This is a genomic window from Fibrobacter sp. UWR3 (assembly GCF_900143055.1).
GTDB lineage: Bacteria > Fibrobacterota > Fibrobacteria > Fibrobacterales > Fibrobacteraceae > Fibrobacter.
In genome coordinates this window covers 306,002-320,403 of sequence record NZ_FRCW01000003.1, presented here as the reverse complement: position 1 = coordinate 320,403, position 14,402 = coordinate 306,002, and the positions used below count along the sequence as shown (strand labels likewise).

The 14,402-nt window shown below is 55.4% G+C and carries 13 protein-coding genes; 7 read left to right on the top strand and 6 right to left on the bottom strand.

Annotated elements, in window-relative coordinates:
- Positions 1 to 26: 26 nt before the first annotated feature.
- Positions 27 to 893, bottom strand: coding sequence for a TIGR02147 family protein (locus BUA44_RS05445; RefSeq protein WP_072809667.1), 867 nt, complete (start codon positions 891 to 893; stop codon positions 27 to 29).
- 195 nt (positions 894 to 1,088) lie between these two features.
- On the bottom strand, positions 1,089 to 2,225 hold the full coding sequence (locus tag BUA44_RS05440) for a sigma-54 interaction domain-containing protein (RefSeq protein WP_083579500.1): 1,137 nt from the start codon (positions 2,223 to 2,225) through the stop codon (positions 1,089 to 1,091).
- A 187-nt stretch (positions 2,226 to 2,412) separates the two neighbouring features.
- On the opposite strand from BUA44_RS05440, the gene BUA44_RS05435 reads away from it, so the two are divergent.
- Positions 2,413 to 4,530 carry a glutamine synthetase III family protein gene (locus tag BUA44_RS05435; RefSeq protein WP_072809457.1) on the top strand — a complete coding sequence of 706 codons (2,118 nt, stop codon included), beginning with the start codon at positions 2,413 to 2,415 and terminating at the stop codon, positions 4,528 to 4,530.
- 151 nt (positions 4,531 to 4,681) lie between these two features.
- The gene (locus tag BUA44_RS05430; protein ID WP_072809455.1) at positions 4,682 to 5,635 is read left to right on the top strand and encodes an alginate O-acetyltransferase AlgX-related protein; all 954 of its coding nucleotides are present in this window, start codon (positions 4,682 to 4,684) and stop codon (positions 5,633 to 5,635) included.
- A gap of 11 nt (positions 5,636 to 5,646) precedes the next feature.
- Here BUA44_RS05430 and dtd read toward each other — a convergent pair whose 3' ends face one another.
- Genes dtd through BUA44_RS05415 form a run of 3 tightly spaced genes read right to left on the bottom strand, consistent with a single transcriptional unit; the run spans position 5,647 to position 8,178 of the window.
- The gene (dtd, locus tag BUA44_RS05425) at positions 5,647 to 6,081 is read right to left on the bottom strand and encodes a D-aminoacyl-tRNA deacylase (protein WP_072809452.1); all 435 of its coding nucleotides are present in this window, start codon (positions 6,079 to 6,081) and stop codon (positions 5,647 to 5,649) included.
- A 1-nt stretch (position 6,082) separates the two neighbouring features.
- A complete protein-coding gene (locus BUA44_RS05420) occupies positions 6,083 to 6,916 on the bottom strand; it encodes a tRNA threonylcarbamoyladenosine dehydratase (protein WP_072809449.1) in 834 nt (277 codons plus the stop codon).
- 11 nt (positions 6,917 to 6,927) lie between these two features.
- On the bottom strand, positions 6,928 to 8,178 hold the full coding sequence (locus BUA44_RS05415) for an aminotransferase class V-fold PLP-dependent enzyme (RefSeq protein ID WP_072809447.1): 1,251 nt from the start codon (positions 8,176 to 8,178) through the stop codon (positions 6,928 to 6,930).
- Positions 8,179 to 8,278: 100 nt separating this feature from the next.
- Between BUA44_RS05415 and BUA44_RS05410 the strand changes: the two genes are divergently transcribed.
- Both BUA44_RS05410 and epmA read left to right on the top strand, forming a co-directional pair.
- Complete coding sequence (locus BUA44_RS05410) at positions 8,279 to 9,667, top strand: FISUMP domain-containing protein (RefSeq protein ID WP_072809444.1); 1,389 nt, start codon at positions 8,279 to 8,281, stop codon at positions 9,665 to 9,667.
- A 37-nt stretch (positions 9,668 to 9,704) separates the two neighbouring features.
- Positions 9,705 to 10,652: an EF-P lysine aminoacylase EpmA gene (gene epmA, locus BUA44_RS05405; protein ID WP_255370467.1), complete on the top strand. Its 948-nt coding sequence runs from the start codon at positions 9,705 to 9,707 to the stop codon at positions 10,650 to 10,652.
- 50 nt (positions 10,653 to 10,702) lie between these two features.
- On the opposite strand, the gene BUA44_RS05400 is transcribed toward epmA, so the two are convergent.
- Positions 10,703 to 11,218 (bottom strand): TlpA family protein disulfide reductase, encoded by a 516-nt coding sequence (locus BUA44_RS05400; RefSeq protein ID WP_072809442.1) that lies wholly within the window; start codon positions 11,216 to 11,218, stop codon positions 10,703 to 10,705.
- A 53-nt stretch (positions 11,219 to 11,271) separates the two neighbouring features.
- Here BUA44_RS05400 and BUA44_RS05395 point away from each other — a divergent pair, with 53 nt between their 5' ends.
- From BUA44_RS05395 to BUA44_RS05385, 3 genes are all read left to right on the top strand, one after another.
- Positions 11,272 to 12,339, top strand: a complete 1,068-nt coding sequence (locus BUA44_RS05395; RefSeq protein WP_072809440.1) for a type IV pilus twitching motility protein PilT — start codon at positions 11,272 to 11,274, stop codon at positions 12,337 to 12,339.
- Between the two features lie 3 nt (positions 12,340 to 12,342).
- The gene (locus BUA44_RS05390; RefSeq protein WP_072809438.1) at positions 12,343 to 13,545 is read left to right on the top strand and encodes a type II secretion system F family protein; all 1,203 of its coding nucleotides are present in this window, start codon (positions 12,343 to 12,345) and stop codon (positions 13,543 to 13,545) included.
- Positions 13,546 to 14,041: 496 nt separating this feature from the next.
- Positions 14,042 to 14,344 carry a GIY-YIG nuclease family protein gene (locus BUA44_RS05385; RefSeq protein ID WP_072809661.1) on the top strand — a complete coding sequence of 101 codons (303 nt, stop codon included), beginning with the start codon at positions 14,042 to 14,044 and terminating at the stop codon, positions 14,342 to 14,344.
- Positions 14,345 to 14,402 lie beyond the last annotated feature (58 nt).

Below are 14,402 nucleotides of genomic sequence, written 5' to 3'. Positions count from 1 at the left end.
ATATTTTTGAAAAGTCCGCGCATCGCCTAGCCCTCCTTTTTCGGGGTAGCCGGGCTATCTTCCGCCGTTGCGGGGTCATCGACCCTGTCGGAGAGGGGGAACATCGCAATATTCAGGGCGTAAACGCGGTCGGCGCGCTCGCTCTTGCGGGCAAACTGCAAAAGCCCCCTGCGGAATTCCTCGATGCGGTGCTTGATTTCGGGCAGGTCCTCTTCAGCCGCGGTAAACACGACGCTCGAGATGTCGCGTTCTTCGGGCTGGTGGCGGTCGATGGATTCCTGCGCAAGTTCTATCGTGTGCCTGTGGAAGTCGCGGACCGCGCGGCTCTTGACCTCGCCGCCGGTAGAAAGAATCTGGTCGGTGATGTTCCAGCCGCCGTTGCCGTCCGGTGCGACAAGCCCGAGTTTTTTGAGGATCTCGAGTGCGCTGCGTGCCTCGTCGTGCGAGATGGGCGGGTTCAGGTGGCCTGCAAGTTCCGGAATGTCGCTCGTGTCCTTCGTGATTCCGATGAGCGCGCGGAGTGCCGCACAGCTCCAGCTCCCGAAATAGGCGAGTTCGGGCTCGGTGAGCACGCGCGTTTCCATCTCGCGCAGTTCCATTAACTTGTAGTAAAGTTCGCTGAGCGCCTGCTTCGCCTTCGTCTTGTTGAAGCGGTAGAGCGTCTTGAAGTACTCGGCCCTGCGGTCGTCGAGCTTGCAGAGGCGAATGAATACTGGGAGCGAGTCCTCGTTCAGGTGCCCGCCCTTCTGGAATACGCGTACGAGCCAGGCCGGGTCCACGCCGGTCTTTTGGCTCAGGTAACGATAGCTGGTGAACGGGTTGTCCTTCTTGCTCTCGGCAAACCAGTCCTTCAGGAAGTCGCGGTATTCAAGGTATTCGAGTACGTCAACCATGCCCATAATTTACCTAAATACAGGGCTGAGCGTCCCGGGGGAGGGCCTGCCCGGTAAAGTTTCCGTTGCATAATGTTCAACGAAGGTTGTGATAAACTGCGTCGCAGGCCCGGAATTGTCGTTTTTCCCAAAAAATCGCGGTTTTTCCCTTCGTCATACCGCAGTCGCGAAGCGACAAGAGTATCCACTATCGGTTTAATCCGTCGCCAGTCCGAACTTCTTCACCTTGTAGTGCATCATGCGGGGGCTTACGGATATGTCGCGGCCGGCGGCGCTCAGGTTCCCGTTGTTGCGGCGGAGCGCCTCGGTGAGGATTTCCTTCTCGTAGCTTTCGAGGAGTGCCGTAAGCGACGCGGTGCCTTCGGGGATAAGCGCCGTGCCGCTCGTGATGTCGGTCTGGAGCGTGGGCGGCAGGTCGTAGGCGTTGATGGCGACGTCGGTCGTGGCGAGGCAGGCGTGCTCGATGCAGTTCTCGAGTTCGCGCACGTTGCCCGGCCAGTGGTAGCTCATGAGCATGTCGATGGCGGGGGTGCTGAGTCGCGCGATGTTCTTGCCGTACTTGAGGTTCATCTTCTCGATAAAGTGGTCGGCGAGCAGGAGAATGTCGGTCTTGCGCTGCGAGAGGTCGGGCAAGTTTATCTGGAATATGTTGAGGCGGTAGTAGAGGTCTTCGCGGAAAAGCCCCTGCTGCACGAGGGCCTCGAGGTTCTTGCCGGTGCTTGCGACAATGCGGATGTCGGAGCGCTGCTCGATGTTGCTCCCGAGCCTCTTGAAGGTGCGCCCCTGCATGAACTCCAGGAGCCGCGCCTGGCTTGCGGGGGAGAGTTCCGCGACTTCATCTAGGAACAGCGTGCCGCTGCTCGCCTGCTCTGCCTTGCCGATGTGCCTGCTGGTGGCGCCCGTGAACGCGCCGCGCTCGTAGCCGAACAGTTCCGCCTCGAACGCGCTGGTGGTGTTGCCTTCGAGCGTGTCGCAATTGAGGATGGTGAACGGCCTTGCCTTGCGGTCGGAAAGTTCGTGGATGTAGCGGGCCACGTGTTCCTTGCCGGTGCCCGCGCCGCCGCGGACGAGAACGACGCCCTCGGTGGGGGCGATGTGCCTTGCCTGCCGCGCGACCTCCTGCATTTCGCGGGTGTTGCCGATGATGTCACCCGCGCGGCCTTCCACGATGCCGCGGATCTTTTCGCATTCCGCCTCGTGTGCGGCGCGCAGGTCGGCGAATGCCTTGTCGAGAACGTCGTGGATGTGCGCGGAAAGGGCCCGCGCGGAGCGTCCGTGCAGTTCACGCTTGATTTTTTCGAGGGCTTCCTTTTCGATGCGTTCGGTTTCCATGCCCAAAATATACGTTGTTTCCACGGGTTTGTCGCCGGTTTTCTTGTTTGCGCTTTACAAAAACGTAATAAAATGGTCTAATTTTACAAAAGTGTAATAAAATGGGGCTGAAAAAGGCGAAAAATTCCGTGCAATGCGTGTACGCTCTTTCTAATTTTGCCGCGTAATAAAGAAAAGGAACGTGAAAATGTCCACTACGCGTACAAAAACCATCTACGATATCGCAACCGCCATCCCGGCCTCCGCGAAACCCGCCGAACCCGTCAATGTCGATTTTTACGGCGAGGACGTGTTCAATGCCGAAGCCATGCGCAGCTACCTCCCGAAGGATATCTGCGAAAAACTCCTGGCGACTATCGACGAGGGTGCCCCTCTCGACCCGAATATCGCGGGCGATGTCGCGCACGCCATGAAGAAGTGGGCGATGGACCGCGGTGCCACGCACTTCACGCACTGGTTCCAGCCGCTCACCGGCTCCACCGCCGAAAAACACGATTCCTTCCTGGAACCGAGCGGCTGCAAGGCCATCATGGTACTGAGCGGCAAGAACCTCATCGTCGGCGAACCGGATGCATCGAGTTTCCCGAGCGGCGGCCTTCGTTCTACGTTCGAGGCCCGCGGCTACACGGCCTGGGACCCGACCAGCCCCGCATTCATCAAGCGCCACGGCAACGGTGCCACGCTCTGCATCCCGACTGCGTTCTGTAGCTACACCGGCGAGGCGCTCGACAAGAAGACCCCGCTTCTCCGTAGCCTCCAGGCGCTTTCCAAGTCCACCCGCCGCCTCATGACCTGCTTCAAGGCGGGCCCCAAGAAGACGACCGTCACGCTCGGCGCCGAACAGGAATACTTCCTCATCGACAAGCGCTTTTACCTGCAGCGCCCCGACCTCTACCAGTCCGGCCGCACTATCTTCGGTGCCACTCCCGCGAAGCACCAGCAGATGAACGACCACTACTTCGGGAGCATCCCGAGCCGTATCCTGAACTTCATGAACGATGTGGAGAAGGAACTCTGGAGGCTCGGCATTCCGGCGAAGACTCGCCACAACGAGGTGGCTCCCGCGCAGTTTGAACTTGCCCCGATTTTCGAGGAGGTGAACCTTGCGTGCGACCACAACATGCTCATCATGGAAACGCTCCGCAATGTGGCCGACCGCTACGGGTTAGTTTGTCTGTTGCACGAGAAGCCGTTCGCCGGCGTGAACGGTTCGGGCAAGCACAACAACTGGAGCCTTTCTTACGGCAAGGGGAACCTCCTGAACCCGGGCAAGGACCCGCACCAGAACGCCGTGTTCCTCACCGCGATCTGTGCCATTATCTATGCAGTGGATACGCACGCCGACCTGCTCCGCATGACCTGCGCGGGTGCGGGCAACGACCATCGTCTCGGTGCGCACGAGGCTCCTCCGGCAATCATCTCCATCTACCTGGGCGACCAGCTGATGGACGTTATCGACCAGATCGAGCAGGGCTCCGCGAAATCCAGCAAGCAGGCGGGCGCGATGAAGCTCGGGAGCGACATGCTGCCGCCGCTCCCGCGCGACGCTACCGACCGTAACCGTACATCGCCTTTCGCGTTCACCGGCAACAAGTTCGAGTTCCGCGCACCGGGAAGTAGCCAGAGCTGCTCCGAACCGAACGTGGTGCTCAACACGATTGTGGCCGAGGCGTTCGACATGATTGCCGAACAGCTCGAAAAGCTCGACGACAAGAACTTCCACACGGGCCTGCAGAAGATTCTGCAGAAGATCGTGAAGGAACACAAGCGCGTGCTCTACAACGGCAACGGCTACACCGACGAATGGGTGAAGGAAGCGGAACGCCGCGGACTCCCGAACATCCGCACGTCTCTCGAGGCCCTCAAGGCGCTCACGAAGGACGAGAATGTGGAACTGTTCGAAAAGTACGGCGTGATGAACCGCCGCGAGATGCTTTCGCGCTACGAAATTAACGTGGAAGACTTCCACAAGAGAATCCACATCGAGGGCGAAGTCGCCCGCGACCTCGCGAAGAACGTGATTCTCCCGAAGGTGGTGGAAGCCTACGAGAAGTCGTTACGTACAAACGAAATGGCCCTGAACCAGGGATTCCCGGGACTCGATACCTACGTGAAGTCCATCGGGGAAGGCTGCCGCTCGCTCACCGAATCGATTGCTGCGCTTGAAGCATCTCTCGAAGGCGAACACGAGGGAATCATCGCTGCCGTCGCTGGCCTCCGCAAGGTGGTGGACAGCCTCGAGAAGGTTGTGCCCGACGAGATGTGGCCTCTGCCTAAATATCGCGAGATGTTGTTTATTTACTAATGAAAAACGTCGCAATGCGATGTTGGCCCCGGCCTCACGTATGCTTGATACGCTTCGGCCGGTAAGGCGCCTTGTCTTGCTCGCTTTTGATTAGTAACGCAAGTTGTTGTCCCTGCCTTCGGGCAGGGATTTTTCTAGATTTGACACTGCCATGTTGATTAGGAAATGTTTGGGAGTTTTCTTGGGGATTGCGACGGTGGCGGCGATGCTTGTCACGGCTTGGTGGTCTTTGCGCCCCGAAATCCCGCCGGAAGTTCAGGAACAGATTGAAGACGATCTTGAAAAATGCGGCGGTGAACTGAAAGAGGCCCGCTGTGCGGTAAGTGGCGAAGACGGCTGGATTTTCTTGCAGGAAAGTCTTGTCAATCTGGTGGTGGACTGGAAAGAAAACTTGAATTCTTTTGTCGCCTTTAATGATTCCCTGGAAGCGCGTGGTATCAAACTGGTTGTGGTGCCTGTTCCGGACAAACTGCAAATCGAGGCGGAACATTATTCGGAAGAATTGTCGGGTGGTATCGTTGCCCCGCAATATGAGGAATGGGTGGACGCTCTGCAAGACGAAGGCGTTGTCGTTGTCGATGCGGTAGAGGAGTTTCTTGAAAAGAACGAGGAAACGCCCATGTTCGAGGCGTACGAAAGCCACTATACCAGTGCAGGTCGGCAGGTTCTTGCACAGATGATTGCCGATACCATCAACGAGATGGATTTGGATGTCCCGAGGGGAGAATGGTTCCTGCGCGATACGGTTGTTCCCGGTACCGGAAATCTTTATCACCTGAAGTACAATTCTTACCCTGATTACGCTGTGCGCGTGCTAAAGACCGTAGATGCGGAAGGGAAGCGCTATCACGGTTCCAAGGACGCTCCCATTGTGGTGATTGGCGACAGCAATGCCGATTTTGGCTGGAACAGTTCTTCCAATATCGGCGCATACATTGCGCAGGCGACGGGGATAAAGACTTTTACCCGCAGCCGTATCGGCGGGGGAAACTTGGGCCCGACCTTGTTCAAGGACCGTTCGGAATTCCTGGATGGCAAAAAGATGGTGGTCTGGGTGTTTGACGGCCGTGAACTTTACGGCGATTTCAGCATGCCGGAATTCTAGTTCCGGGATGCCTATTCCAGCATAATCGTGAAGGGGCCGTCGTTCGTGAGGCTCACCTGCATATCGGCGCCGAATTTCCCTGTCTGCACGACGGGGATTTCTTTTTTGCATTCTGCGATAATGTATTCGTAGAGCTCGTTTGCAAGTGCCGGGTTGCCGGCGCCGTTGAACGTGGGGCGGTTTCCCTTGTTGCAGTTCGCGTACAGCGTGAATTGCGAGACAAGCAGGAGCTCTCCGCCGACATCCTTGATGGAAAGGTTCGTCTTGCCGTTTTCGTCAGCGAAGATGCGCAGCGCAAGCATCTTGTGGATGAGCCTGTCGGCGATTTCGCGGGTGTCGTCTTCGCCTACGCCGATGAGAATCATGTAGCCCTTGCCGATCTTGCCGACGGTCTGCCCTTCGATATCCACCTGGGCGTTCAATACCCGCTGAATTAGGAATTTCATATTACTCCGCGCTGGCCAATGCCTTCTTGTAGATGTCCTGCATCACGAGGCCTGCAATCATGAATCCAAAAATAGCGGTGGAGTGTGCCATGGTGCCGTTGATTTGCGCCTTGCTGCTGCACCATTCGTGATCGACCAGGTTTGCATTCTGGAGTTCGGCTTCGCTCCTTTCGTGGCGCACCTTGGGGCACATGCAGGCGTCCGTTCCGCAAGAAGAATTCTTGCCGCGGTTTTTCAGGAGTTCGTCGCTGTAGACGCACAGCACTTTTTTCTTGAGCGCCATTTTCTTTTTCTTGAACTTGTCGCGCAGGGCGCGGGCGAGCGGGCAACCGGCGACTTTCCAGAATTCGGCGACCTTGATTCGTGTGGGGTCCATCTTGAGGGCTGCGCCCATTGAAGAAAATACCGTGGCCTTTGTGCGCGTGGCGTGCCACAACAGCTGCATCTTGTTTTCGAGGCTGTCGATGGCATCGATGATGTAGTCGAATGTGTCCAGTTGGAATTTGTCTGTATTCGCTTCTTCGTAGATGTCCTGCAATGCGACAATGTTGGCGTGCGGGTTGATTTCGAGTAGGCGATTTTTCAGCACGTCAACCTTGACTTGCCCCACGGTCTTTGTGGTGGCCATCAGTTGGCGGTTTACGTTGGTGACGCACACGCGGTCAGAATCGACGAGCACGAGTTCCTTGATGCCGGAACGCACCAGGCTTTCTGCGCACCAGCTGCCGACTCCGCCGAGACCGAAGATGATGACGCGCTTCTGGTAGATGTCGCCCATCACGTCGTCCCCGAGCAGGAGCGATGTGCGGTTAAAGATGCCTTTCTCGATTCCCATACGAGTCCCGGTTAACCGAAGAGTCGGAGAACGCGCTTGATGCCAGCGACAAAGCGGTCGATGTCGCGCTTCAGGGTGTACGCACCGAAACTGAGTCGAAGCGTGGCGTCGACGCCGAAACGGTCCATCACGGGTTGGGCACAGTGGTGTCCGCTACGCACCGCAACGTTTTCTTCGTCGAGAATCATGGCGGCGTCGCTTACAGCAATGCCGTCCAGCGTGATGCTGATGAGGGCGCCGCGTTCCTTCGGGTTCCCGAAGATTTTTACCTGCGGAATTTGCGCAAGCTGTTCCAATGCGTAGTTCGTAATTTCTTCTTCGTGCTTGCGAATGTTCTCGATGCCGACTTCATTAATCCATTCGATGGCCTTGCCGAGCCCGATAACTTCGGCAATCATGGGCGTGCCTGCCTCGAAACGTGCGGGAACGTCGGCATAAGTCGTCTTTTCGAAAGTCACGTTCTTGATCATCTCGCCGCCGCCGTGCCAGGGGGGCATGGAATCCAGAACTTCGTACTTGCCGTAGAGTACGCCCACGCCCGTGGGGCCGTACATCTTGTGTCCGCTGAAGGCGAGAAAGTCGCAGTCGAGTTTTTGCACGTCAATCTTGATGTGGCTCGAACTCTGGGCGGCGTCAATTAAAACTTTCGCTTGGGGTGCGGCGGCGCGAACGGTCGCGATAATTTCTGCAATCGGATTTACGGTGCCCACGGAATTGCTCACGTGGGCGACGGCCACCATCTTGGTGCGTGGAGTGAGTAATCCGGGTAGTGCTGCCAAATCCAGATCGCCGTTGTCCAAAACGGGAATCACCTTGATTTTCGCGCCTTTCATTTCGGCAACGAGCTGCCAGCTCACGATGTTTGCATGGTGTTCGAGCCCGCTAATCAGAATCTCGTCGCCCGCCTCGAAGAACTTGCGGCCGAAACTCCACGCCACCAGATTGATGCTTTCGGTGGTGCCGCGGGTGAACACGATTTCGTCTTCGGTCTTCGCGTTAATGAATTTTGCGACATTCTTGCGAGTGGCTTCGAATGCTTCGGTGGTGCGGGCGCTCAGGCGGTACACGCCGCGCTTTACGGAACTGTAGTGTTCGCGGTAAAAGTCGTCCATCGCGTCGATGACGCATGCGGGCTTTTGCGTGGTGGCCGTGCTGTCCAAGAAGGCGAGGGGCTTTGCATCCTTATCGCCTGCGACAAGCATCGGAAATTCGCTACGGATTTTTTCTGCATCGTAAGCTGTTTCTGCATCAGAATCTTTCATGAATACAAATGTAGAAAATGCTTGACAACTAATGGCCGATGACTAATGACCAATGACTAAAAAACCTATATTTGTCGCGAAAAAACAAAGAAGGGTTACTATGAGAATTTCAAGAAAGATTTTTGCCGTAATTGGCGCGATTTCGTTTGGCTTGGCGACAACGGCGTTTGCACAGCCGGAACTCCGCGAGGCAATCGATGCGGGCGATATCGCGACTGCAAAGAAAATCGTGAAGAAGGGTGCCGCCGAAGAAATCTACTGCGGTAAGCTTTCTCCCGAAGATGCGGTCAAGGTCTACGAAAAAATATTCAAGGCGATGCCGGACCAGTCCTTTAACCTGTGCCCGTCCCAGTTCTCGTATGGCTACGGCACCAAGGTGTGCTCGAACGCGAAGGCGATGAACGCCTGCACGGAAGTGATTTCTTACCTGCTTATGGAAGGCGAGAACGGCAACGCCAAAGCACTCGATGCTCTTGAAGGCGTCTCGAAGGCTGCGCTGAAAACGAAGGCCTTTGCAAAGCCGTTCAGGATGGCGGTCGATACCAGCATCTGGGTTCCGTGCCCCAAGAAAGGCAAGGCTCGCGAGGCCTGTATCGAGGACTGTCTCCAGTACGCGCTCAACACGAAGGATTCCGTTCGCGAGGCGACATGCGAATCCGAGCCTGAACATTTCATCGATACGACAATCGGGGTGACCGTTCCTTCTCCTTTGTACGAAAAACTTCGCACGGGCTTGTTGGAAGGCTACTGGAAAACGCAGAAGACGACTGCCGAAAAATACTCGAAGCTCATGAAGTTGAACGCCAAGGCGCTCTCCATCCCGGATTCCGAAATTGTGGATATCGCATACGTGGCCCGCTGGGCAGATAAGCACAAGGCGGATTCTACGGCGCTTCCGGGCGGGGAACTTTTCCGGTTCTGCACGTCGTGGCAGCCTGCGGTGGATTCAATCCTGGCCGAGAAGGAATTTGCGACGCGCTGCCCGGTGTTTGAAATTTTTGAGGATGGTCGTGATGGCCAGAAGTACAAGGTCAAGGAAATCAATGGCACCCGCTGGTTTGTGCAGAACCTGAATTTTGCCGTAGAAGAAAAGTCCATGTGCTATGATCGCGAAGATGACAACTGCAAGACCTACGGTCGCCTGTACACGCACGAGGCCGCACTCGCCGCTTGCCCCGAAGGCACGCATCTCGCGACCGATGACGACTGGAAGATGCTCGAGATTTATGCGGGCGGGGCGAATGCTGCCGCCGAAAAACTCCGCAGCAACGGCTCCGACGATTACGCATTTACGGCGATGTTCGGCGGTTACGCGAACAAGAACGGCATTTCCGTAATCCAGGGCGAGGGCGCCTATTTCTGGACCGGCAATGACGTAGGTGACGGTCGCGGTGTGGCAAGGTCCATGTTCAGTACCGACAAGGAAGTCTCCACGATTCCGGTCGATAAGGGTTTCTGGCTCTCTGTTCGCTGCGTGGTGAATAATTGATAATTGATAATTGATAATTGATGATTTAGCTCACACTATGTTTGCTCCTACTTGCAATCGTGATACCTGGATAAAGCGCCAAGCTTTGATGAACAAGGTGCGCGCGTTCTTTGAAGCCCGCGGAGTGCTTGAGGTGGAAACGCCCGTGCTTTCCAATGCGGGAGGGACCGACCCCCAGCTGGATTACTTTGAGGTGGAAGGCGGCCATTACATGATGACGAGCCCGGAATTCCACATGAAGCGCCTTCTGGCATCGGGCTTCGGGGATATCTTCCAGATAACGAAATCCTTCCGGAAAGATGAATCCGGCAGCCATCACAACTGCGAGTTCAGCATGGTGGAATGGTACCGCGTGGGCATGCCGCAAGAAAAGTTGATGGACGAGGTGGAAGCGCTCGTGTCTGAAATTATCGGGCAGCCGATTCACGCGCGTCGCACCCGCTGGATAGATGCCTTCAGGGAGTATGCGGGCGTTGACCCGTTCTGCGAGAGTATGGACAACTTTGTCTGTGCCTGCAATGAGCGCGCAATCCCCGTTCCCGAGGGTCCGGAACGCATGAGCCGCGAGGACTGGTGGGATTACCTGATGGTCTTTGCGGTGGAACCTGCCCTCGCGAAAAACGGTCCGGAGTTCATTCTGGATTACCCGCAGTCGCAGGCGGCTCTCGCGCAGACCTACGTGGGCGAGGACGGCCACACGTGGGCGCGTCGCTTTGAACTTTTCGTGGACCAGGTGGAACTCTGCAACGGCTATACGGAACTGACCGATGCGGCAGAACAGCGCAGGCGTTTTGATGCCGACCTTGAAATCCGTCGCCAGATGGGCAAGCCGCTCCCGCGCAAGGACGAGAACTTCCTCGCGGCGCTTGAATCCGGTATGCCCGCCTGCTCCGGTGTGGCGCTCGGGCTAGACCGCCTATTCATGCTTGCACTCGGGAAGAATGAAATCAAGGACGTGATTCTTTTCCCGAGCCCGATTGCCTGACCATCGTCACACCGTAGCCTTGCTCCGCAAGGCAAGCGTGTCTACTAGCTTTACTCTACTAGCGCTTTGATCGCTCGCCTCATGCGGTTCTCGTCGATGATGCCCGCTTCGATGTAGTCGAACTTGCCGTCGCTATCTACAAGGTAACTCACGGGAATCACCCGCGGGTTTCCGAGAGCGTTCATGAGGTCGTAGTTCCAGTGGACCATGGTCCAGGGCATCGCGTATTTTTTCTTGAACCGGGATGCGATTTTCACGTTGTCGTCTTCGCTCACCATCAGGATGCTTAGCCCTTTCGCGGAAAATTCCTTGTGCAGGTTCTTGAGCGTGTTGAGTTCCGCGATGCATGCGGGGCACCAGCTGGCGCTAAGCACCACGAGCGTTGCCTTGCCCTTGTGTTCGTCGAAGGTCGTCCTGCCGCCGTCTATCTCGATGGCGCTGAAGTTCGCGATGCGGCTCGGGATTTCGCGGAACGGTTCCACGTTTGCGGTAATGGCCCTGTAGGCGACCAGCAAAAGTGCCGCCAAAACGATAAAACCAGCGATTTTAAAGGACTTATTCCGCATTTATGACAAGAATTTATGTTTTTTTCGGGCACTTTTAAATTATATTCTGCAATATGGCATACAATATTCAAGATCTTCTCTCTGAAATGGTTAAGCGTGGCGCGTCTGACTTGCATATTACCGCAGGTTCGCCCCCGCTGGTGCGCTTGTCCGGTAAGCTTACCCCCCTCGGCGACGACAAGCTCAAGCCCGATGAAACCATGCGCATGACGTACAGTTTGATGAACGAACTGCAGAAGAAGTCGTTCGAACAGAATAAGGAATGCGACTTTTCTTTCGGTATCGCGAACCTCGCGCGTTTCCGTGCGAACGCCTACCTGCAGCGTGGCTGCGTGGCGCTTGCGCTCCGTATTATTCCGCTTGAAATCAAGACCTTCAAGGAACTCGGGCTTCCCAAGATTCTGGCCGAGTTCACGACCCGCCCCTCCGGCCTCGTGCTGGTGACGGGTGCTACGGGTTCGGGTAAGTCTACGACCCTGGCCGCCATGATCGACAAGATCAACAAGGAACGTCACGACCATATCTTGACCGTGGAAGACCCGATTGAATTCCTGCACAAGCACCAGGGATGCATGATTAACCAGCGTGAAGTCGGTAGCGATACGAACAGCTTTGCGATTGCCCTGAAGATGGCCTTGCGCCAGGACCCGGACGTGGTGCTCATCGGCGAAATGCGTGACAACGAGACTATGCGTTGCGCCCTGACGATTGCCGAAACCGGTCACTTGGCTTTTGCGACCCTGCATACCAACTCCTGCGTGCAGACTATCAACCGTATTATCGACGCGTTCCCGAAGGGCGAACAGCAGACGGTGCGAACCCAGCTTTCGTTCGTGCTTCAGGGCGTCATATGCCAGACGCTTGTCCCCAAAATTGGCGGTGGCCGCGTGATGGCCTACGAAATCATGAACGTGACTCCCGGTATTCGTGCGCTTATCCGCGACGACAAGGTTCACCAGATTGAATCCATGATTGAAATCGGCCAGAAGTTCGGCATGAACACGATGAACATGTGCCTCTGCGAACTGGTGAAGAACCGCAAGGTGGACCGCTTCGAGGCGCTCGCTCGTTCCCCGAGCCCGGACCAGCTGGAACAGTTGTTCGTGAAGGAAGGAGTTTAATCGATGGCAGAGTTTTTGTACAAGGCGCAGAACGCGCAGGGTAACAACTTCGAAGGTACTCTCGAGGCGAAGGACAAGGCCGAGGCCGAAGCGCTCCTCATGCGCCGCAGGCTTGCGATTGTGAGCCTGAAGAAAAAGCCGAAAGAAATCAGGATTAACATCGGCAACGGCATCAAGCACGAGGACCTGACCCGCTTTACGCGTATGTTCTCCTCGATGTGTTCTGCCGGTCTTCCGATGCTGCAGTGCTTGACCATCCTGGAAGAGCAGTGCGAAAACCCCGCATTGAAGGATGTTATTCACAAGGTGACCCAGTCCATCAACGGCGGTTCGTCTCTGGCGGATGCACTGGCGCAGCACCCGAAGGTGTTCGATTCCCTTTACTGCAACATGGTGGCGGCCGGCGAAGCGGGCGGTATCTTGGAAGGAATCCTGCAGCGCCTTGCCGAGACGATGGAAAACAGTATGCGCCTCAAGCGCAAGGTGAAGAAGGCGCTTACCTACCCGGTGATGGTTATCATTGTGGGTATCGTGGTGGTGATTGCACTTATGACGTTCGTGGTGCCGACATTCGCCGAGCAGTTCGCGGCGCTGGATGCGGAACTCCCTGCCCCGACGCAGGTGGTGATGAACATCTCCGACTTCCTGTTGAATAACGGCGGCTTTTTGTTCCTTGCCTTGATTGCGTTGATTATCGCCTGGAAGGTCGTGATGAAGATTCCGCAGGCGCAGTTCGCGTTCGACAAGTTCCTGCTGAAGGTCCCGAAAATCGGTGACTTGCAGATAAAGTCATCTACGGCAAGTTTTTCGCGTACTCTTGGAACTCTCTTGAACGCCGGTGTGAGCGTGATGGATGCCTTGAAGGTCGTGGCCTCGACTGCAGGTAACAAGGTCGTGGAAAAGGCAATCGGCAGGATATCTATCGGTATTGCCGGTGGTAAGAGTATTGCGGACCCCATGACCGAAGTAGGGATTTTCCCGCCCATGGTTATCCAGATGACCGGCGTGGGCGAAAAGACCGGTAACTTGGGCGGCATGCTCCTGAAGCTCGCAGACTTCTATGACGAAGAAGTGGATGCCGCAGTGGATGCCGTCGTGAGCATGATTGAACCGCTCATTATCGTGTTCCTCGGTGGCGCGGTCGGCGGCCTCCTCATTGCTATGTATATGCCGATGTTCAGCATGGGCGACGCTATCAAGGGCTAATAAACTGCGTAATACTTCGTTACTCCCCCTCTCGCCGTAGGTTTAACTACGGCTTCGGGGGTCGTGGCCTCGTCTTACTTGTTTCTTACCCCTTGCTGAATACTGCGTCTTGTCTCGCTCTTTTTTTACCGTCGTCACCCTCGCAAAGGCGAGGGTCTTTTAAATTTTGAACATCATTCCCCTCTTTTTTTTACCGTCGTCACCCTCGCGAAGGCGAGGGTCTTTTAAATTTTGAACATCATTCCCCTCTTTTTTTTACCGCCGTCACCCTCGCAAAGGCGAGGGTCTTTTAAATTTTGAACATCATTCCCCTCTTTTTTTTTACCGTCGTCACCCTCGCAAAGGCGAGGGTCTTTCTTAAATTTTGTACATTGTCACCCTCGTTTTTATTACATTGTCACCCTCGCTATACGAAACTTGGCAACTTGTTGCCTTAGTTGAGTTATCCACTTTGTGGACGAAAAAGGCGAGGGTCTTTAACATAAAAGGGGAGCATATGGACCGCAACGATGTCACGCCGTTTGCAACATATATTTTGAGCAACCATAAGAAAACGGTTCTCTATATTGGAGTGACTAATGACTTGAATAGGAGAATCCTTGAGCATAAGTCAAAAATTGATCCCAATTCGTTTACTGCAAAATATAATGTAGACAGGCTTGTTTATTTTGAAAAGTTTCAATCTGTGAATGATGCTATTGCTAGAGAGAAACAGTTGAAACACTGGAATCGTGAGTGGAAGGAACGGCTTATAAACGAAAAGAATCCTGAATGGAAGGATTTGTTTGACTATGCGTGAAGATCCTCGCCTTCGCGAGGATGACGTTTCCTGCGCGAGGATGACGTTTCCTGTGCGA